The 19,801-nt window shown below is 68.9% G+C and carries 21 protein-coding genes; 3 read left to right on the top strand and 18 right to left on the bottom strand.

The window, feature by feature from the left end:
• Positions 1 to 27: 27 nt before the first annotated feature.
• The 9 genes from ACFQGU_RS00605 to purS form a co-directional block, all read right to left on the bottom strand.
• The gene (locus ACFQGU_RS00605; RefSeq protein WP_386763407.1) at positions 28 to 1,224 is read right to left on the bottom strand and encodes an ABC transporter substrate-binding protein; all 1,197 of its coding nucleotides are present in this window, start codon (positions 1,222 to 1,224) and stop codon (positions 28 to 30) included.
• Positions 1,225 to 1,346: 122 nt separating this feature from the next.
• On the bottom strand, positions 1,347 to 2,402 hold the full coding sequence (locus ACFQGU_RS00600) for an ABC transporter ATP-binding protein (protein ID WP_386763406.1): 1,056 nt from the start codon (positions 2,400 to 2,402) through the stop codon (positions 1,347 to 1,349).
• Positions 2,403 to 2,693: 291 nt separating this feature from the next.
• Positions 2,694 to 2,903, bottom strand: coding sequence for a carbon storage regulator (locus ACFQGU_RS00595; protein ID WP_386763405.1), 210 nt, complete (start codon positions 2,901 to 2,903; stop codon positions 2,694 to 2,696).
• Positions 2,904 to 3,041: 138 nt separating this feature from the next.
• Positions 3,042 to 3,371, bottom strand: coding sequence for a sterol carrier family protein (locus ACFQGU_RS00590; protein WP_386763940.1), 330 nt, complete (start codon positions 3,369 to 3,371; stop codon positions 3,042 to 3,044).
• Positions 3,372 to 3,429: 58 nt separating this feature from the next.
• Positions 3,430 to 4,281: an alpha/beta hydrolase gene (locus ACFQGU_RS00585; protein ID WP_386763404.1), complete on the bottom strand. Its 852-nt coding sequence runs from the start codon at positions 4,279 to 4,281 to the stop codon at positions 3,430 to 3,432.
• Positions 4,278 to 5,732, bottom strand: a complete 1,455-nt coding sequence (locus tag ACFQGU_RS00580) for a flavin-containing monooxygenase (protein WP_386763403.1) — start codon at positions 5,730 to 5,732, stop codon at positions 4,278 to 4,280. The genes ACFQGU_RS00585 and ACFQGU_RS00580 overlap by 4 nt, the downstream gene beginning before the upstream one ends.
• Before the next feature lie 82 nt (positions 5,733 to 5,814).
• Positions 5,815 to 8,082: a phosphoribosylformylglycinamidine synthase subunit PurL gene (gene purL / locus ACFQGU_RS00575; RefSeq protein ID WP_386763402.1), complete on the bottom strand. Its 2,268-nt coding sequence runs from the start codon at positions 8,080 to 8,082 to the stop codon at positions 5,815 to 5,817.
• On the bottom strand, positions 8,079 to 8,753 hold the full coding sequence (gene purQ, locus ACFQGU_RS00570) for a phosphoribosylformylglycinamidine synthase subunit PurQ (RefSeq protein WP_386763401.1): 675 nt from the start codon (positions 8,751 to 8,753) through the stop codon (positions 8,079 to 8,081). The genes purL and purQ overlap by 4 nt, the downstream gene beginning before the upstream one ends.
• Entirely contained in the window at positions 8,750 to 8,998 is a 249-nt protein-coding gene (gene purS / locus ACFQGU_RS00565; protein WP_386763400.1) for a phosphoribosylformylglycinamidine synthase subunit PurS, read from the bottom strand. Before purS ends, purQ begins: the two co-directional genes overlap by 4 nt.
• A gap of 377 nt (positions 8,999 to 9,375) precedes the next feature.
• On the opposite strand from purS, the gene ACFQGU_RS00560 reads away from it, so the two are divergent.
• Together ACFQGU_RS00560 and ACFQGU_RS00555 are read left to right on the top strand one after the other, a co-directional pair.
• Complete coding sequence (locus ACFQGU_RS00560) at positions 9,376 to 9,744, top strand: cupin domain-containing protein (RefSeq protein WP_386763399.1); 369 nt, start codon at positions 9,376 to 9,378, stop codon at positions 9,742 to 9,744.
• 57 nt (positions 9,745 to 9,801) lie between these two features.
• Positions 9,802 to 10,014 (top strand): dodecin, encoded by a 213-nt coding sequence (locus tag ACFQGU_RS00555; RefSeq protein WP_386763398.1) that lies wholly within the window; start codon positions 9,802 to 9,804, stop codon positions 10,012 to 10,014.
• Between the two features lie 264 nt (positions 10,015 to 10,278).
• Here the strand turns inward: ACFQGU_RS00555 and ACFQGU_RS00550 are convergent, their stop codons facing one another.
• Both ACFQGU_RS00550 and ACFQGU_RS00545 read right to left on the bottom strand, forming a co-directional pair.
• Positions 10,279 to 11,871 carry an amidohydrolase gene (locus ACFQGU_RS00550; protein ID WP_386763397.1) on the bottom strand — a complete coding sequence of 531 codons (1,593 nt, stop codon included), beginning with the start codon at positions 11,869 to 11,871 and terminating at the stop codon, positions 10,279 to 10,281.
• Positions 11,868 to 12,209: a hypothetical protein gene (locus ACFQGU_RS00545; protein ID WP_386763396.1), complete on the bottom strand. Its 342-nt coding sequence runs from the start codon at positions 12,207 to 12,209 to the stop codon at positions 11,868 to 11,870. Before ACFQGU_RS00545 ends, ACFQGU_RS00550 begins: the two co-directional genes overlap by 4 nt.
• Positions 12,210 to 12,226: 17 nt before the next feature.
• Here ACFQGU_RS00545 and ACFQGU_RS00540 point away from each other — a divergent pair, with 17 nt between their 5' ends.
• Positions 12,227 to 13,588, top strand: coding sequence for an aspartate aminotransferase family protein (locus ACFQGU_RS00540; RefSeq protein WP_386763395.1), 1,362 nt, complete (start codon positions 12,227 to 12,229; stop codon positions 13,586 to 13,588).
• Between the two features lie 390 nt (positions 13,589 to 13,978).
• Here the strand turns inward: ACFQGU_RS00540 and ACFQGU_RS00535 are convergent, their stop codons facing one another.
• The 7 genes from ACFQGU_RS00535 to ACFQGU_RS00505 all read right to left on the bottom strand — a co-directional run bounded on the left by ACFQGU_RS00535 (position 13,979) and on the right by ACFQGU_RS00505 (position 19,799).
• Entirely contained in the window at positions 13,979 to 15,244 is a 1,266-nt protein-coding gene (locus ACFQGU_RS00535; protein ID WP_386763394.1) for a flavin monoamine oxidase family protein, read from the bottom strand.
• 170 nt (positions 15,245 to 15,414) lie between these two features.
• Positions 15,415 to 15,825 (bottom strand): pyridoxamine 5'-phosphate oxidase family protein, encoded by a 411-nt coding sequence (locus ACFQGU_RS00530; protein ID WP_386763393.1) that lies wholly within the window; start codon positions 15,823 to 15,825, stop codon positions 15,415 to 15,417.
• Positions 15,826 to 15,972: 147 nt separating this feature from the next.
• Entirely contained in the window at positions 15,973 to 16,833 is an 861-nt protein-coding gene (locus tag ACFQGU_RS00525; RefSeq protein ID WP_386763392.1) for an alpha/beta fold hydrolase, read from the bottom strand.
• Between the two features lie 53 nt (positions 16,834 to 16,886).
• A complete protein-coding gene (locus ACFQGU_RS00520) occupies positions 16,887 to 17,135 on the bottom strand; it encodes a ferredoxin (protein ID WP_386763391.1) in 249 nt (82 codons plus the stop codon).
• Between the two features lie 14 nt (positions 17,136 to 17,149).
• The gene (locus ACFQGU_RS00515) at positions 17,150 to 18,004 is read right to left on the bottom strand and encodes a VOC family protein (RefSeq protein WP_386763390.1); all 855 of its coding nucleotides are present in this window, start codon (positions 18,002 to 18,004) and stop codon (positions 17,150 to 17,152) included.
• A 38-nt stretch (positions 18,005 to 18,042) separates the two neighbouring features.
• On the bottom strand, positions 18,043 to 18,528 hold the full coding sequence (locus ACFQGU_RS00510; RefSeq protein ID WP_386763389.1) for an aromatic-ring-hydroxylating dioxygenase subunit beta: 486 nt from the start codon (positions 18,526 to 18,528) through the stop codon (positions 18,043 to 18,045).
• 44 nt (positions 18,529 to 18,572) lie between these two features.
• Entirely contained in the window at positions 18,573 to 19,799 is a 1,227-nt protein-coding gene (locus tag ACFQGU_RS00505; protein WP_386763388.1) for an aromatic ring-hydroxylating oxygenase subunit alpha, read from the bottom strand.
• Between the last annotated feature and the right edge of the window lie 2 nt (positions 19,800 to 19,801).

Here is a 19,801-nt window from a genome sequence, read left to right as displayed (position 1 = left end):
CACCCGGACCCGGTCAGACCGAACCGGTCAGGCGGCCGTCAGCGACGACCACGCCTTGACCCACTCGTCGTACGTGACGCACTTGACGTCCGTACGGCCGTCGAGGCAGGCCTCGGTCGGTGTGGTCCAGTACCAGACGTCGTCCCAGTAGTCGGACTCGCTGGCGTGGAACTCCTCGCAGTGGTTCGCGTTCTTCGTGAGGTCGCAGGCCTTGATGTTGGCCGGGGCCTCGCCGAAGTACTCGGCGATCTGAGCCTGGACCTCGGGCGAGGCCACGTGGTCGAGCCAGAGGTACGAGCAGTTGATGCTCTTGGTGTCCTTCTTGACCATCCACGTGTCGGACCAGCCGGTGGTGCCCTCCTTCGGCTTCACCGAGCCGACCGCGCCGGGCGTGCTCGAGTTGGTGAAGTTCGCCGTGAGCTGCCAGCCCTGGCTCTGCTTCACGGTGCCGTTGGCGATGTCCTGGCCCTGCTTGACCAGGTCGCCCCAGTAGTACGCGACCAGCGGCTTCTGCTGCTCGAGCAGCGCGATGGCGGCGTCGAACTGGGTCTGGTCGAGCGCGTACGGGTTCTTGATGCCGAGGTCGGGCTGCGTAGCCATCAGGTAGACGGCCGCGTCGGCGATGTAGATGGCGTCGCCGTACGGTGCGACCTGGCCCTTGAGGGGCGAGTCCGCCTCGAACATCTCGGCCCACGAGTCGGGCGCGGTCGGGTAATCCTTGGTCGGGTACAGCAGCAGGTTGGCGCCGCGACCGTGGGGGACGCCGTAGTTCGTCTCGCCCACGGTGTTCCACGGCTGGTTCTTCAGCTCGGGAAGGATGTCGGCGTAGTTCGGGACGAGGCCGGTGTTGACCGGCTGGACGAGGTTGCCGTAGACCATGCGCAGCGACGCGTCGCCGGACGCCGAGACGACGTCGTACTGGCCGGACTGGAACAGCGTGAAGGCCTCGTTCGAGGTCGCGAAGACCTTGACGTTGACCTGGCAGCCGGTCGCCTCCTCGAACGGGCTGACCCAGTCGACGGCGGGGTCGGTCGAGCCGTCCTCGGCGTACCCGGGCCACGCGAGCACGTTCAGCGTGCCCTCACCTGCGCCGACCGGACCGGCGTAAGCGCTGCCACCGGGAGCGGCGGAGCCGTCCCCGGAACCACTGTCGCTGCTGCCGCATGCGGCGAGCAGGACGACGGCCGAGCCGATGGCTGCGACCTTGAGCAGGCTCTTCTTCACCTGCGTACCTCCCTCTCCCTGGTCGTCCCGGCAGAGCCGCCGAGCCGTCTACCCACGCGGGACAGGTCCCGCGTGCCGATCTCCGTGCGACCGATGCGATCGGTCGCGCGAGCCTGTGGGGGTCAGCCGACCCTGTACTCGTGCTCCTTGCGCCACACCAGGCGGACCTGCCTGCCGCGCATGCCCATGACGTCCATCGACGTCGAGCGCTGGTTCTGCTCGAGGGCGACGAGCGACCCGCCCACCTCGAGGTCGACGACGTACCGCGTTCCGCTGCCCACGTACACGACCTCGCGCACCCTGCCGAGAGCGGAGTCCTCGCCCTCGCCCGCCACGGCACCGGGCTCGGCGACACGGATCTTCTCCGGACGCACGCTGAAGACGCCGTCGTGACCGAGGACCGCGCGAGACGCCTCGCCGCGCAGCAGGTTGGAGGTGCCCACGAATCCCGCCACGAACTCGGTGGCGGGGTGCTCGTAGACCTCCGCCGGCGTGCCGATCTGCTCGATGCCACCGTTGTTGAAGACCGCGATGCGGTCGGACATGGTCAACGCTTCTTCCTGGTCGTGCGTCACGAACACGAACGTGATGCCGACCTCGCGCTGGATCGCCTTGAGCTCGACCTGCATCTCCTCGCGGAGCTTGAGGTCGAGGGCGCCGAGCGGCTCGTCGAGCAGCAGGACCTTGGGGCGGTTGACCAGCGCGCGGGCCAGGGCGACACGCTGGCGCTGGCCGCCGGACATCGCGGTCGGCTTGCGGTCGCCGTACCCCTCGAGGCGGACGGACGCGAGCGCCTCCTCGGCGCGTTGGCGGCGCTCCGCCTTGGGGACCTTCTTGACCTTCAGGCCGTACTCGACGTTCTCCTGGACGCTCATGTGCGGGAAGAGCGCGTAGTCCTGGAAGACCGTGTTGACGTCACGGTCGAACGGAGCCTTCTGCGTCACGTCGACGCCGGCCAGCTCCACCGTGCCCGCGGTGGGGAGTTCGAAGCCGGCGATCATGCGCAGGACGGTGGTCTTGCCCGAGCCCGACGGGCCGAGCAGCGTGAGGAACTCGCCGTCGGCGATGTCGAGGTCGACCGAGTCGACGGCCACCACCTCGCCGAAGGTCTTGCGCAGACTGCGCAGCCGGATCGCGGGCAGCGACGCGTCAGCCGGTGCGTCGGTGGTCTCGGTCATGGGCGGGCTGGTCCTCGCGTCACGTCGGCGTACGGCGCAGCCGAGGGGCGCCCCGGTGCGCGCACCGGGGAGCACGACGTGCCCGCGCCCCACGGTGTGAGGCGAACCTTAGCCACGTATCCGTCGTCAGATCGACAGGCAGGCACCGGATCCGTCGCGATCGTGACCGAATCGTGCGAATTCAGCAGTTCCCGGACACACGGACGACTTCCAGGCGAGCACCCGGCCCCCGCGGACACGGGTCAGCCTGGCAGGCCGGGCCACGGGCCGCGAGTCTTCTCCAGCGACGATTCAGGGGGCGGGCGGCGCCGGGCGGCCGACCCGGCGGCGGGGGTCGCCCGGCTGGGGCTGGTGCCGGTCGAGCTCGCCCCGACGCACACCGACGCCGTCAGGCGCCTCGATGCCGAGGCGCACCAGGCCGGTCCTCGTGGTGATGACGGTGACGACGATCCGGTCGTCGAGCACGACGCTCTGGCCGTTGCTGCGGGCGAGCACGAGCATGGGAGACCTCCCTGTCCGCCGCCGGCATGGCACGGGCCGCGCCGGGGTTGTCGTGCGCCCGCACCGATGCTGCGCCCCCGCCGTACGACGTTGCCACGCACCTGGCCGGTCTACCGCACCCACACGGCCGAGCGACGGCTACAGCGGCAGGAGGTGGGAGAGGTCGGAGCGCTCGCCGCTGGCGCGCACGCGGCCGTCGGCGACCGCGTCGGCCCAGCCGAGCCGGCCGGTGGCGAGCTCGAGCCAGGTGCGAGCATCGCACTCGACCACCGCGGGCGGCGTACCCCGGCGGTGGGTACCGCCCTCGACTGCCTGCACCGCGGCATGCGGCGGGATGCGCACCTCGACCGCCCGGCCCGGGGCCTTCTCGACCAGCTCTGCGAGCGAGGCCTTGACCACCGAGCGCACGACCGTGCGCTCCGGCGCCTCGCCGGCGTCCCAGGCCGCGAGCAGCTCGGCGGGCGTCATGGTCGTCACGCCGCGATCCTCCCAGCCCGGCCACCCACCCCGCTCGCACTGATCAGTGTCAGCGGGCGGGGGCCTGGCCCCAGGCGGGGAGGTCGGCGGCGAAGGCGAGGACGGCGTCGAGCACGCGGTCCCAGCCGCGGTCGAGCATGACGTCGTGACCCATCCCGGGGAACCACTGCGGCTCGACGCCGTACAGCTCCGCGGTGCGCTGCACGTCGGCCGGCCGGACGAGCCGGTCGGACGGCGTGCCCACGACGAGCACGGGGCAGCGCACCGGGCCGACCTTCCGCGGCACGAGCAGCTCCCACTGCACGAGGGGCGACTCGGTCTGGGTGCGGTCGGAGTAGCGCCGCGCGGTCTCGGCGTCGAGGCCCTCGAACAGGATCTCGGGCTCCATCGAGAGCGTGCGGCCGACCACCGCGCCGAGCGCGTCCACCGGGCGGTCCTTCGCGATCTCCCACAGGTCGCCGATCGCCGCGTGCAGCGGGGCGGGCGTCAGCAGCACGAGGCCGCGCAGCGGGTAGCGCTCGGCGACGAGCTGCGCTACGACCGCGCCCATCGAGTGACCGATGAGCACGGGCGGCTCGGGCAGCTCGGTGATCGTCTGCATGACGTCGTGGACGTAGTCGCGCGTCAGCGTGCGCTTGAGGTGCCGGCCGCCGGCTGAGCCGCCATGCCCGCGCAGGCTCACGGCGTACGACGGCCAGCCCTGCTCGGCAGCCGCGGGCAGCCAGTTCTCCTCGAAGCACCAGGCGGCGTGCGCGACGCCGTGCACCATGAGCAGCGGCGGCCTCCCGGAGTCCTCGGCGGGCAGCGCGGACACGACCTCGCGGTGGCTCACCGGGCGCGACGGGAACGACCAGTCCCACGGCCGCATCGCGAGCGTGCCGCGGCGGGAACGGGCGCTCATGCGGACTCCTCGAGCTCGTGGATGGCGTCCTGCAGCGCCTGCAGGTACTCCTGGTGGGCGACCTCGAAGTAGTGTCGGGTCGACTCCTTGTACTCGGTGCCGGCGCTGAAGCGGCGTCCGGCCTCGGCGTTGGCACGAGCCAGGAACCGGTGCGCCACCTGGGGTTTGAGCGCCAGGGCCTCGGCCACGCGGGCGGCGAGGATGCCCTGCCAGTGCGCGAGCGTCCACTGCCCGGAGTCGGGCTGGATGAGCCCGGACACGATGAGGTTGTCGTACGCCGGCGTGAACATCTGCAGGAAGAGCTGAGGGTGGTCGCCCTGCCAGTTGAGCCACTGGTGCTCGAGGAACGGGAACGTCACGAGGTAGCCCGTGCAGAACACGACGAGGTCGACGTCGGCGCGGCTGCCGTCGGCGAACACCGCGCCGGCAGCGTCGAAGTGGTCGATGTCGCGCTTGGGCGTGATGTCGCCGTGGCCGACGTAGTAGACGAGCTGCTGGTTGACGATCGGGTGCGTCTCGAAGAACTTGTGGTCGGGCTTCTGCAGCCCGAACTTCGTGATGTCGCCGACGACCAGCTTCAGCGTCGTGCCGAACAGCGCGCGCCGCACGGGCAGCGGCAGCCGCATCGCGAGCAGCGAGTCGGCCACCTGGTCGCTCGGACGCCCGAGCGTGAACTTCGGGTTGTAGTAGTAGCCGCGCCGCGTCGAGTGGAACGTGTGCGCCGCGTTCTGCGCGCTCTCCACCGCGACGTCGCACCCGGTGTTGCCCGCGCCGACCACGAGCACCCGCTTGCCGCGCAGCACCGCCGCGCCCTTGTAGTCGGCGGAGTGGATCACCTGGCCCGCGAACTCGTCGAGACCTGCGTACTCCGGCATCTTCGGGTTCCAGTTGTGGCCGTTGCCGACCACGAGACCTGCGTAGCGGTACGTCGTCTCCACGCCGCCGGACCGCACGGTCACGTCCCAGCGCGCGCCGCCGTCGACCGGCACCGCGTGCACGACGTCGGCCCCGAACGTGATGCGCCGTCGCAGCCCGAAGTGGTCGGCGTACCGGCCGAAGTACTCCTTCACCTGCCGGTGGCTCGGATAGTCGGGGTAGGAGTCGGGCATCGGGAAGTCGGGGAACTGCGTGAACGGCTTGGACGAGATGAGGTGGGTCGACTCGTACACGCGCGAGTTCTCCGCGCCGTAGTTCCAGTTGCCGCCGACGTCGGACTCGCGCTCGTAGCCGTCGGCGTCGATGCCGTTCTGCAGCAGCGCCTTGAGCGCCGAGAGCCCGTGCGGCCCGGCGCCGACCACGCACCACGCCGCACCGCGGTCGACGAGCGCGGGCTGCTCGGCCGCCTTGGTCGTACGCCGCCGTGCGGGCGCCGGGGCGCCGGGCTCGGCAGCCTTCGCCGTACGCGTCCGACGCGGCTTCGGCGTCTCGGGGGCATCGCTGGTGTCGGCCATGGGCGCATCCTGCCAAGGCCGGGGCGGCTCCGCGCCGCGAACCGCGCGGAGCCGGCCTAGTCGACGAACCAGAGGGCGGGCGTCAGGCGAAGAGGGCGGGGAAGGTGGCGTCGGCGGTGGCGCGGAGCTCGTCGACCGGCCAGGCGGCCGTTCCGCCGTACACGCCCTCGACCACGAGGTCGGTGCCGCCGACCACGCCGAGGCGCGTCACCGGCACGCCGTGCGCGGCGGCCAGGGCCGTGAGCGCGTCGACGTCGGACTCCGCCACGGTGACCACCGCACGGGCGGTGGACTCCGAGAGCAGCAGCACGAACGGGTCGACGCCCTGGGGCACCGTGACCGTGGCGCCCACGCCCTCGCGCAGCGCCATCTCGACCAGCACCTGCGCGATGCCGGCGTCGGAGACGTCGTGCGCCGCGGTCGCGAGACCCGACGTCGAGGCCTGCACGAGCACCTCGCCGAGCGCGCGCTCGGCTGCGAGGTCGACGACCGGCGGCAGCCCGCCGAGGTGGCCGTGGACCACGTGCGCCCACTCCGAGCCCGCGAGCTCGTCGCGCGTCTCGCCCAGCACGAGGACCGCGTCGCCGGCGGTGCGGAACGCCATCGTCGTACGGGCGGCGACGTCCTGGATCACGCCGAGCACGCCGACGACGGGGGTCGGGTGGATCGCGACCTCGCCGGTCTGGTTGTAGAAGCTGACGTTGCCGCCGGTGACCGGGATGCCGAGCTCGAGGCAGCCGTCGGCGAGGCCGGTGACGGCCTGGCTGAACTGCCACATGACGTCGGGGTCCTCGGGCGAGCCGAAGTTGAGGCAGTTGGTGACCGCGAGCGGCACGGCACCGGTGGCCGCGACGTTGCGGTAGGCCTCGGCCAGTGCGAGCTTCGCGCCGTTGTACGGGTCGAGCTTGGCGAAGCGGCCGTTGCAGTCGGTCGAGAGCGCGACGCCGAGGCCGCTCTCCTCGTCGACGCGGATCACGCCGGCATCCTCGGGCTGCGCGAGCACGGTGTTGCCGAGCACGTAGCGGTCGTACTGCGCGGTGACCCAGGTCTTGCTCGCGAGGTTGGGCGAGCCCACCAGGCGCAGCACGGTCTCGCGGATCTCCTCGGCGGACGCCGGACGCGCCAGCGACGACGGGTCGGCTGCCTGCAGCGAGTCCTGCCACGAGGGCCGCGCGTAGGGGCGCTCGTAGACGGGGCCGTCGTGGGCGACAGTGCGCGGCGGCACGTCGACGATGACCTCGCCGTGCCACTCGATCACGAGCCGGCCGGTGTCGGTGACCTCGCCGATCACGGCGCAGTCGACGTCCCACTTGGCGCAGATCGCGAGGAAGGCCTCGAGGTTGTCGGGCGTGACGACCGCGGCCATGCGCTCCTGCGACTCGCTCATGAGGATCTCCTCAGGAGTGAGCGTGTGGTCGCGCAGCGGCACCTTGTCGAGGTCGACGCGCATGCCGCCCTCGCCGTTGCTGGCGAGCTCGGACGTCGCGCACGAGATGCCCGCGGCGCCGAGGTCCTGGATGCCCTCGACGAGGCCGGCGTGCAGCACCTCGAGCGTGCACTCGATGAGCAGCTTCTCCATGAACGGGTCGCCGACCTGCACCGCGGGGCGCTTGGCGGGGCCGCCGTCCTCGAAGGTCTCCGAGGCGAGGATCGAGGCGCCGCCGATGCCGTCGCCGCCGGTCTTGGCGCCGTACAGCACGACGAGGTTGCCCACGCCGCGCGCGCTCGCGAGGTGGATGTCCTCGTGCCGCAGCTTGCCGACGCAGAGGGCGTTGACGAGCGGGTTGCCCTGGTAGCAGTCGTCGAAGACGACCTCGCCGCCGATGTTGGGCAGGCCGAGGCAGTTGCCGTAGCCGCCGATGCCGGCGACGACGCCGGGCAGCACGCGGTGGGTGTCGGGGTGGTCGGCCGCGCCGAAGCGGAGCGGGTCCATCACCGCGATTGGGCGCGCGCCCATCGAGATGATGTCGCGCACGATGCCGCCGATGCCCGTGGCCGCACCCTGGTAGGGCTCGACGTACGACGGGTGGTTGTGCGACTCGACCTTGAACGTGACGGCCCAGCCCTGGCCGATGTCGACGACGCCGGCGTTCTCGCCGATGCCCACGAGCAGGGTGTCGGTCTCGGGCTTCTTGTCGCCGAACTGCTTGAGGTGCACCTTGCTCGACTTGTACGAGCAGTGCTCGCTCCACATGACGCTGTACATCGCGAGCTCGCCGCTGGTGGGGCGGCGGCCGAGGATCTCGCGGATGTCGGCGTACTCGTTGGGCTTGAGGCCCAGCTCGGCGTACGGCTGCTCGCGCTCGGGGTGCGCGATCGCGTCGGCGACGGTGTCTGCGTGACGGCTCATGATGCCTCGACGAGGCCCTTCAGAATCGAGGTGAAGAAGCCCAGGCCGTCGGTGGTCGGGCCGGTGAGGGCCTCGACGGCGTGCTCCGGGTGGGGCATGAGGCCGACGACGTTGCCGCGCGCGTTGCTGATGCCCGCGATGTCGCGGCGGCTGCCGTTCGGGTTGAGGTCGAGGTAGCGCGCGACGACGCGGCCCTCGGCCTCGAGCAGGTCGAGAGTGGCCTCGTCGGCCACGTAGCCGCCTTCGCCGTTCTTCAGCGGGACGACGATCTCCTGGCCCACCTCGTACGACGACGTCCATGCGGTGCTCGTCGACTCGATCCGCAGCTTCTGGTCGCGGCAGATGAAGTGCAGGTGGTCGTTGCGCACGAGGGCACCGGGGAGCAGGTGCGACTCGCACAGCACCTGGAAGCCGTTGCAGATGCCGAGCACCGGGAGGCCGCCGTTCGCTGCGTCGACCAGCGGGCCCATGACAGGCGCGAAGCGCGCGATGGCGCCGCAGCGGAGGTAGTCGCCGTACGAGAAGCCGCCGGGGAGCACCACGGCGTCGACGCCGTGCAGGTCGGCGTCACCGTGCCAGAGGGTGACGGCCTCGCCGCCGGCGATGCGGACGGCGCGGGCCGCGTCCTGGTCGTCGAGCGACCCGGGGAACGTGACGACGCCGATCCTCATGCCGAGGTCTCGCGGATGACGTAGTCCTCGATCACGGGGTTCGAGAGCAGGGAGCCGGCGAGCTCGTGCACCTGCGCGAGGAGGGCCTCGTCGAGGTCGCCGTCGAGCTCGAGGGTGAACGTCTTGCCCTGGCGGACCGAGCTCACCCCCTGAAGCCCGAGGCGTCCGAGCGCCCCTTCGACGGCCTTGCCCTGGGGGTCCAGGATCTCGGGCTTGAGCATGACGTCGACGACGACGCGGGCCACGGAGCGCTCCAGGGGGAGGTTCGGTCAGGCGGTACGCGGCATCCTATCCGGCGCCGGACGCGCTCCCCGACCGGGCGAGCAGCGACCCACCTCCCGTCGGGCAATCGAGATCGGTTCCTTCAGCTGGCCCTGCTGGCGGCGCTGCCTGTCGATGGCCATTCAGTAGGAGAGGCGCGAGCGCGGCGCTGACGCTGCACGCAGGCTGACCGCAGACCCGTGGCCTCGGTGACCTGTCACCCCTGCGCCGTATGCCCAGAGGCTCCGAGTCGAGCAGCAGTTCAGCCGCGGGAAGCTCCTTGACACGGTTCTTTCCAACAGAATATGTTCTGCTATAGGAAATGTCGGCGCTGGAGCGTCGAGCACGAGAGGAGGACGTGGTGACCCGCCGCATGACTGTTCATCGACCGGGTGAGATCCCGGTGATGCACCCCACGGGTCCCGTCTTCAGCGGCGAGATCGAGGCCTTTCGCTTGGTCTCCGGGCAGGAAGGACAGTGGACGCGCGTCTCCCTTGTCACCTTCGCCAACAACGCGACCACCACCCCGCATATCCACACGATGGACCAGCTGCTGCTGATCGTCTCGGGCGAAGGGCTCGTCACGTCGGACGGCGCCGAGTACGTCGTTCAGCCGGGAGACGCGGTCTTCACCCCCGCGGGGGTGGCACACACTCACGGTGCATCGCCGCGCTCCGGGCACATGTCCCACTTCGTGGTCATGGGGGAAGGCGACACAGAAGCCGTATGACGATTCGACCGGCGTGTGCCCCGGGCACCGAGTGGTCCCCACGGGATATGAGGGAGAATGGCGAACCGCACGTACGTCCTGAGTGACTTTGTTGGAACCTCGACCGTGAGTTCCGACGAGGCGATACGCAACGCAGTGGCGCGCGCGTGCCAGAGCGTCGAGCACATCGATTGGTTCGAGGTCACTCAGATTCGCGGGTACGTGCGCGCTGGGGCCGTTGATCACTTCCAGGTCGCTTTGCGTATCGGGGCCCGGCTCTCCGACGTCTAGCGGTACTGACCATAGACGTTGGTTACGGGTCGTGCGTCGAGCCTGCTTGATCAGACGGAGACCTCGAAACGCGAGGGTGCTTGCGACGGCCCCTTCAACCCTGAGGGCTTGCGTTCGCCGTCACTGCCGAACGGAAGGGTCTTCCGTCGTGCCCGGCGCGAGTCCTGCCGGAGGCGCAGTGGGTCGATGAACGTCGCAGTTCTCCCCGGACACCGCGTCGGCCTGCTCACCGTCGAGCATGTTCCCGAAGTTCAGTTCTCGTCATCAGCCGCCGAAGACGGGGCCTCCGTCGACCCACGTGGACACCACGCGCGCGGCGCCGACCTCCTCGGGCGGGCCAGCGAACGGATCCCGGTCGAGGACGACGAGGTCGGCGACCGCGCCCGGGGCGAGCCGTCCGGCATCGTCGCGGTGCAGGGCCCACGCGCTGCCGGAGGTGTACGCCGCGAACGCCACCTCGAGGGGAATCGCCTGCTCGGCGAGGAACGGGTCCGCACCGAGCCGGCCCGGCTTGCCGTACTGGGTTCGGGTGACCGCGGTGTGGATCGCCGCCAGGGGGTCCGCCCTGCTGACCGGCCAGTCGCTGCCCATCACCAGCCGGGCGCCACTGCGGTGCAGGTCGCCGAACGGATACTGCCAGCCGGCCCGGGGCTCGCCGAGCACCGGGATCGCCAGGTCGACCATCTGGTCGCCGAGGCTGGCCCAGAGGGCTTGGCAGTTCGCGGCCACGCCGAGCGCGGCGAACCGGGGGATGTCGTCGGGGTGCACCACCTGGAGGTGGGCTATGTGGTGCCGACGCGCCGGGTCGGTGCCGACCATCGCGTCCAGCGCCTCCCGTACGGCCCGGTCACCGATCGCGTGGACGTGGACCTGGAACCCCTCCGCGTCCAGCGCCGGCACCGCCTCGGCGAGCAGCCCGGCGTCGAGGAACGAGTGACCCTCGTTGCCCGTGCGGTGCCCGCACCGGTCGAAGTACGGTTCAAGCAGCGCCGCGGTCCCGTTCTCGGCCACGCCGTCCTGCATGATCTTGATGCTCGTCGGGTGGAAGCGACCCACCGACAGTGCGTCGCGCCGCGCGACCAGGTCCGCGATCTGCTCGAGCCCGCGTCGCCGGTCCCACCAGAGCGCCCCGACGACGTAGGAGACCAGCTCGCCGCTGCGGGCGGCGTCGACGTAGGTCTGCCCCGGGTCGGCCATCCCCAAGTAGGAGCCGACCAGGGCGTCCTGCCAGCTCGTGACCCCAAGGGAGTGCAGGTGGGACTGGCTGACGAGCAGGGCGCGGCGGTACTCCTCGGCGGTAGGCGCCGGGAGGTGGCGCGCGACCAGGGTGGTCGCGCCCTCGTGCAGGGTGCCGCTCGGGTTTCCGGCCTCGTCCCGCTCGATCCGGCCGTCGGCCGGGTCAGGGGTGTTCCGGTCGATCCCGGCCAGTGCGAGCGCCCGGCTGTTGACCCAGGCGCCGTGCTGGTCCCGGTTGGGGAGGTAGACCGGCCGGTCCGGCACCACCGAGTCGAGGTCGGCGGCCAGCGGTGTGCCCCCGGGGAACGCCGGCATCGCCCAGCCCCCGCCGAGCACCCACTCCGCGTCCGGGTGTCGGTCGGCGTACGCCTTGACCGCGGCGAGGTACTCCTCGAGGGTCGACATCCCCCCGAGGTCGCAGCGCACCCGCTCGAGCCCGCCGAGGACGGGGTGGACGTGGGCGTCGGTGAAGCCGGGGCTCACGAACGCCGCATCCAGCACCACGTCGCCCTGCAGCTCCTGGCCCATCGCCGTGATGCGGCCACCCTCCACCAGGACGTCAGTGGGCCCGAGGTGACGGTGGCCGTCGAACGCCGCCGCCGCGCGGATCACGGTGCTCATCGCAATCCCTCGAGCACCGGTCCGGCCGGGTTGTGGGTGCTGCCGACCTTCTTCGCCGCCAGGCCGGACAGCGCCTCGTTGCGGACCTGGTTGGCGAGGAACGCGGTGATGTCGGAAAGCCCCGGCGAGTAGCGGAAGAGCGAGCCGAGCCAGGCGGCAGGTCTGCCGGATGGCCGTAGGGCCGCAGTGTGTGCGGGGTCGGCGCGGAGTGCCGTCGACCAGCGGCGCCCGACGATGCCGACGTCGGCCCCCTCCCGGGCCTTCAGGTCGTCGAGGTCAACCGCGTCGCCGCCGACGAGGTGGGCAACAGTTCCCAGTTGCATCATTTCCCGGGTCATGCAGGTAACATACCAGTATGACCCACGACCACGACCAGCTCCAGAAGTCGGCCCACGCCCACCTGTGGATGCACTTTGCCCGACACACCGACGCCGACATCCCGGTGATCGTGCGGGGCGAGGGCGCCTACATCTACGACGACCAGGGGAAGCGCTACCTCGACGCGCTGGCCGGGCTGTTCACCAGCCAGCTCGGCCACGGGCGCGCCGACCTCGCAGAGGCGGCCGCCAAGCAGGCGAAGGAGCTGGCCTTCATGCCGCTGTGGTCCTACGCCCACCCGCAGGCGATCACGCTCGCCGAGCGGATCGCCGGCAGCGCGCCGGGTGACCTCAACCGGGTCTTCTTCACCAGTGGCGGAAGCGAGGCCGTCGAGAGCGCGTGGAAGCTGGCCAAGAACTATTTCAAGCTCACCGGCAAGCCGATGAAGCACAAGGTGATCTCGCGGTCCATCGCCTACCACGGGACCACTCAGGGTGCGCTCTCCATCACCGGCCTGCCGGGGCTCAAGCAGCAGTTCGAGCCTTTGGTGCCCTCGACGTTCCGCGTCCCCAACACCAACTTCTACCGCGCCCCCGAGCGCGCCGACGACCTCAAGGCCTTCGGCCGCTGGGCCGCCGACCAGATCGCGGTAGCCATCCAGAACGAGGGCCCCAACACCGTCGCGGCCGTCTTCCTCGAGCCGGTGCAGAATGCCGGCGGCTGCTTCCCGCCGCCGCCCGGCTACTTCGAGCGGGTCCGCGAGATCTGCGACGAGTACGACGTCCTGCTGGTCTCCGACGAGGTCATCTGCGCCTTCGGCCGGCTCGGCTACATGTTCGGCGCCGAGCGCTACGGCTACCAGCCCGACATCATCACCTGCGCCAAGGGCATCACCTCCGGCTACGCCCCCCTCGGCGCGATGATCGCGACCGACCGGCTCATGGAGCCGTTCCTGCGCGACGGCAACGCGTTCCTCCACGGCTATACGTTCGGCGGCCACCCGGTCTCAGCCGCCGTCGCCAATGCCAACCTCGACGCGTTCGAGAACGAGCACGTCCTCGAGAACGTCCGCAGCAACGAGGGCGCGTTCCGGGCGACCTTGGAGCGGCTTCTCGACCTGCCGATCGTCGGCGACGTCCGCGGCGAGGGTTACTTCTACGGCATCGAGCTGGTCAAGGACAAGGCAACCAAGGAGACGTTCAGCGACGAGGAGTGCGAGCGGATTCTTCACGGCTTCGTCTACAACCAGCTCTACGCCGAGGGTCTGTACTGCCGCGCCGACGACCGCGGCGACCCGGTCATCCAGCTCTCTCCCCCGCTGATCTGCACCCAGGAGCACTTCGTCGAGATCGAGCAGATCCTGCGGGTCGTGCTCACCAAGGCCGCGGCGCTGCTCTGAGGTGCGAGGACCACGTCGAGACGTAGGTGAAGTCCGCGAACCAGAGGCGGTCCGGTGCCAGCGGACACTGTCGCGTTGCTGCCCTGCACGAGCGTGAGGACGGTCGGGCAACTCATCAACTTCTCCTTGGTAATGCCGCACGTGCCGAAGGGCCCGTGGTAGCTGGCGCCCACGACGGCATCCGTGACGGCCTGCGGGTCCGTGCTGCCGGCAGTCTCAACAGCCGGCTTCGTCAGCCGGCTCGGGATGTGCCTGAACGTACTCCGCTGAGGCCGTCTCGCTCACGTCGAACTTCCCGACGTCACGAAGCTCAGTACCACCATCGAACCGCTGCCCGGCTCAGAGCACCTGGGCATGCCAGCGGTGGGGCGTCATCGGCACCACGGGCCGTCAGAGCTCCAGGATGGCGCGCGCGGCGGCCGTGCCTGATACCAGTGCGCCCTCGAACCAGCCGGAGTGCTCGGCGGCGAAGTCGGAGGAGGCGAACGCGAGGCGCCCGGTCGGCGCCCAGGCCGCGGGGGTCAGTCGCTGCGACTGACCGGCAATCGGGTTGACCCAGGTGCCCAGACTCGCTGGGTCAGTGAGCCAGTCGTGCGTGACGTGCGCGAGCAGCTCGGACTCCGGGAAGAAGTGCTGGAGCCCGCACTCAAGGTCTTCTCGTCGGGATGGATCGAAGCCGGGGACCGGCCACCCGATCCCGAGGACCAGGGTGTTGTCGCCAACAACTCGGTCGCAGTAGAGCAAGTTGAGGCCACGACCGAGCCCGAAGGCCAGCGCCCGGTGAGGGACGCCGCGGGTCAGCATCCAGACCTTGAACGCCTGGCCGGCGCTGCAGCCGAACGCGTCCTCGAGCCGATCGGGCAGCGACGGTGAGAAGCGAACACGTGAGTAGGTGGTCACGGGGATCGCCATCACGACGGCCGCAGCGGTGAACGTCGAGTCCACCGTGCGCACGCTCACCGAGACGTCGTCGTGGAACACCTGCGACACCGCTTGGCCATACTCGAGGTCGACGCCGTCCGTAGCGGCCATGGCCAGGGCGAGCGCGCTCCACCCCGGGTCGGGTGCGTAAGGGAGTTTCGGTTGCAGTTCTCCAATCGGTCCTTCGGAGATCATCGAACCGAGGATGCCGTTGACGCAGCCGATGGCTGGGTCGCCGCCGCCGGTGATCGACCACCATCCGTAGGCCAAGTCACGCATGGGTTCTGGGGCGTTGATCGCGTCGAGGTAGCCGTCAAGAGACAGCTCGAAGCGCGGGTCTTGGGTTCCGGACGCCATAGCCGCAGCGTCGTCGTTCATACGCTGCAGGGCAGCCGCGCTTGCCGCGTCGTCGCCCGAGAAGGGCGTGTCGAGGCGCAGTTGGCCTCCGGTGTGCCAGCGCGTTGACGACACCGGGTCGATCTGTTCGAGAACGCCGAGGCCGTAGCGCTTCAGCTCTTGTGCGACAAGTGAATGGTGTTCGGTGAAGAAGGAGCCACCTAGCTCGACCGAGATGTTGATCCCTGGGAAGGCCGACGTCCACCCGCGGCCGCCGACACGGTCTCGCGCCTCGAGTACGAGCACGCGGCGTCCGGCATCCGCGAGGTCGCGAGCGGCGCGCAGACCGGCAAGACCGGCTCCGACCACGACGACGTCGTGCTTGGTGCTGGTGGACATCTATCCCTCCCAGGGCTGTGTTGCCTGTTGACGATCGTTGGACGGCCGCGCCGTTGGCGCATGCGGATGCTTCGGATCGCGAGTTGGAGTCCGACGAATCCGGTGGGCACGTCGTCGAGGGCACTACGCGTCATGCCGACCCGCTCGTCCCAGTCACGCTGCTGCTCGACTCAGAACACCTGGGCATGCCAGCGGTGGGGTGTCAGTGTTACCAGGGACACGGGATCCTGGGCCAGCCTCCCGGCAGCCTCCGTACCGCGCTCGTGCCCCTCGTAGCGAACGGCCATGGACAGCATCGCGGCGTAGCACTCGGCCTCGTCCAGCTCGCGGACCTCGACGGAACCCGTGGCGGACACGTAGCGCTGGGGCTCGCCATCCTGGTAGACGCACAAGGAGGCACGTCCCCACCGGCGCATGAGGGCGGCCTTGGGCGACCATGAAGGGACGAGAAGGAGGAACTGCCCGGTCGGTCTGTACTCGTACCAGACCGGTGCCACGAGGGGCCCGTCCTCCACCCGTTCCACCGAGAGCACCGCTAGGAGAACGCGCTGAAGAAGTTCTTCACGATCGATGATGCTCATGTCAGGCACGGGAACCTCCGAGGCTCGTCGGCGCAAAGAGACGGTCCCTCTCGCCGATGTAGATCACGTGCGACGTCGAGGACACTGCATGGGTCGCACAGGGTCCTCGGCCAGGTCCGTGAGCGGGGATCCCCTGAGCGGGGATCTTCACCAGCTTCCCTGCAGGAACGTGCCGACGTGATCGGCATACTCGGCCGGGCGCTCGAACGGAGGCCAGTGCCCGGTTGACTTCATCACGATCAAGCGGCTGTCGGGGATGAGGTTCATCGTCCGAATGCCGATCTCGACATGGCAGACGCGATCGTTCCTCCCCCAGATCACGAGCGTAGGGATCGCCAGGTTGATCAGGTCGCCGGTGAGGTCATGCGGTTCGCCGTACTGCATCGACTCTCGTGCGACTCCGATGGCCGGATTCTCGACGTGTGCGTGCAGCAGATACTCGATGAGCTCATCTGTCACCAACGAATGGTCATCAAGGTGGCATTCAAGATAGGCACGGACGGTGTCGGGGGTCGGAGTCTCCTCCGCGCGAAGACCGAGCCGAATCCCTTCCTCCTCGCCAAGCGCGAGAAGGTACTCGCCGCCGGTCGTTCCGAGGTGATGCGCCCCGACGACCAGACGGTCCACACGCTGCGGCCATCTCGTCGCCAGTAGCAGCGCACTCTGAGCACCCTGCGAATTCCCGACGATGTGAGCGCGCTCTAGGCCGAGGGCGTCCATGAGCGCTGTCGCACTCGACGCCTGCAGGTCGTATCGCGACTCCTCAGAGAAGATCGGACCCGACCGGGTGAAGTTCGGCAGGTCCAGGAGAAGGCAGCGGAACCGGGGAGCAAGGGTCCTCAGGACCTTGCTCCAGGTGATCCAGGCCGTCGTCCCGATCCCCCAGGAGTGGAGGAAGACGATGGGCTCCCCCTCGCCGACGTCGTGGTAGTGAAGGACCGAACCCCTCCAGTCGACGGAGCGGCTCGTGCCCTCTTCGCTGTATGGCGAGTCGTCCGACAGCGTCATCTCACATCCCTCAGACAGGTTGCGTGGCCGGGCCGGACGTGGACACCCGTTCGCTACTCGTCAGCCTCATCGATCACGATGGCGTTGGCGGGGCACACTCGCGCGGCCTTCCTCACGGACTCCCACAGGTCCGGCCCAGGCTCCGCCAGGAGTACAACGGCGATGTCGTCGACGTCGCTCATCTCGAACACGGCTTCCGCGGCATCCACGCAGTTCCCGTACCCGGCACATCTCGTCAGGTCTATCGATACGCGCAACTCTCTCGCCTTCCTTGTGGTGATCCTGAAGCAGCCGACGACCACTCTCGGTGCTCGAGTCAGCCCCCCAGCCGACGGTGACCCCAGATGCGGTCGGATTCATAGGTAGCAGTGGACCAGGCGTTGTCGTCGATGAGCCGGCCCTGGCAGCCGTACTCGACCTCGATGCCGCTCGGCGAGCGGACGTAGAACGAGAGCATCAGGTCATTGGTGTGACGGCCCAGGCCGGCGGTCAGCGGAGCTCCCGCATCCATGAAGCGATCAAGGGCACGACCGACGGTGTCCTCGTCTGTCACTTCGAGCATGAAGTGGTGATAGGCGGACTGACCCGGCACGTGTCCGAAGGCAAGGGAATGGTGTCTCGGGTTCACGCGCGTGAACAGCCACGGCTGCTCCAGCAGGCAGATGTCGCTGACATCGAACCCGAGCAGATCGATGTAGAAGTGGCGCGCCGCCTCGTAGTCGTCGAAGGTCACGACCACATGACCGAAACCGAGATCGCCTCGGCCTCGATGGCTCGTCACGAACACCGCCCCGGTGGGGGAGACGAAGGGCTCTCGGGCGATGCGCGCACCAACGAAGAACTCAAGAACATTGCCCCCGGGGTCCGCCGTGCGGATCAAGCGATCCACTCCTCGCTCGATCGCCAGATCCGGTGACTCGGTGCATTCGATCCCGGCTGCGGACAGGCGTACCGCAAGCCGATCGAGGCCCTGCTCGGAGGCGACTTCCCAGCCCACGTAGCGAACGGCGTCCTCACCCGGTTCGACGCTTACGCGGAACGCCCTCTCGTCCACGCGAAGGAGGAGTCTCGTCTCGGTCGAGTCACTGCTGACCTGCATGCCGAGGTCCGCGGCGAAGGTGCGCCAATCCTGCAGCGCATTGCACGACAGCCCGATGTAGCCACAGGCCACGACCTCTCGTGGGCTATCAGCCTGAGCGCCGTCCGCCCTCACAGGAGGACGCCCATGTTCTGGGGAACCGTCTCGGCATCGATGACTACCCGATGCTCCTGGAACACGAGGCGCCCACCTTGGCGAACAAGCATGTCCTCATACCGACCGCAGACATGGAGCTGGGACTCCTGTGAACGATCCGCGACGAACATCACGAAGTAGGCCGAGGCTTCGATCACCGCGTCGTCACGCTCATGGCCACGGATGTTCGTGATCACGTGGAGTGTCTTGGCCGGGTTGTGCCAGTGGTAGCCGTTGGTGTACGCCGCCCGTTCCCGTAGATCGACAAGCCCCCGATCGACGTACCACCACATACCGGTCGTGGAGATGTTGTTGTGCGTGCCGGCCGCGTTCACTCCCTCATCCGTGAAGAAGCTCAGCCAATCGTTGGGGCGCTTCTGATCGATCGCCTCGGCGTAGTGCGCATAGAAATCCTCGAGCTCGCTCCGGAGAGCCGCCGAGGTCGAGCGCGTATCAGACATGTGTCGGCCGTCCTGTTCCGTAGTGCGCAGAGGTGCCAAAGCCGCTATTCCGCGGAGAGGTAGTCGTCGTACGCGCGATAGAAGATGCGCAGGGAGTATTCGTCCCGCGGGTCCGCGTCTTGGCCGCCATTGCCGGGCGCGACGCCACGGGTGAAGATGCTCTCCCGCGTGCCGGTTCCCTGCGCACCCATCTGGCAGCGATGCGCGGCCTCGGTGTCGTCCCCGCTGATCTTTCCCCAGGAGCCCTGCGAATCAGCGAGGTTCTCGAGGTTGCGCGCGCGCGTCTCCGGATCATCGTCGACGGCCGAGTAGACGACCATGTCGACCCGGGATCGGGATGGACTCAGCGGAGTCACCGTCTGGATGTAGCCGGCCTTCATGCCCCGACCGCGAGTCTTCGGGCCAGGTTGGACGTCGAGGTTGGGGAAGACGGCCAGCACCTCCTGCGGGGCTTCATGGAAGCCTTCGGGATTCGAGAAGCTGGGTGTGTCGTTCTCCGCGAACTCGACTCCGCTGTATCGGCGAAGGCTTCGGATGTAGGCCTTGGCGTTGGGCGCCTCGGCCACCCATTGGAGCACCGAGTGTGCCGGCTCAAGCGCCCAGTTGCCGCCGCGGTCGGCGTAGTGCGGGATGATGTCGTGGATGTTGCGATGAGCGAACTCGGGGTGGTAGTTGTCCCGGAAGTTCTCGTGCCAGAGCTTCCAGTTGCCCTCATACGTCCAGCTGTTCCTACCGATCGCCTCGATGCCCTGAACATACGGGCCGAGGTGGTCGACGATCTCCCCGAGATAGTCGACGAGCGAGGGAACGCGGGGATTGATGGCGACGAAGACTAGATCGAAGAAGGTGTCCACGGAGACGCTGACGAGGCCGAGCTCTCCGCGATCGAAGTCAGGCCCGTAGCCCTCCTCGTAGGGCACCCCGACGAGTTCTCCCTCGAGATTGAACGCCCACGCGTGGTACATGCACTTGAGCACTCGGCCGTAGTTGCCGCACTTCTGTCCGGTCAGGATTGCTGCTCGATGAGTGCACACGTTGAAGAAGGCCCGGATCACATCATCGTTGCCGCGAAGAAGGATGAGCGGCTGATCGGCGACCGTCACCGTGAAGAAGTCACCGGGCTTCTTGAGGTCGCTTGTCAGGCAGGCGAAGTGCCAGGTGCGGCCGAACACCCGCTCCTTCTCCAAGCGGTAGATCTCGTCGCTGGTGTAGACATCTCTGCTTACTCGGGCGCCGCGACGTTCGCCTACGGTGGGGTCAAGCATGGTCATGG

Origin of the sequence: Longivirga aurantiaca, assembly GCF_042660085.1 — a bacterium.
GTDB lineage: Bacteria > Actinomycetota > Actinomycetes > S36-B12 > CAIYMF01 > Longivirga > Longivirga aurantiaca.
The sequence above is the reverse complement of the archived record's forward strand: the minus strand, read 5'-3'. Positions and strand labels throughout refer to the sequence as shown.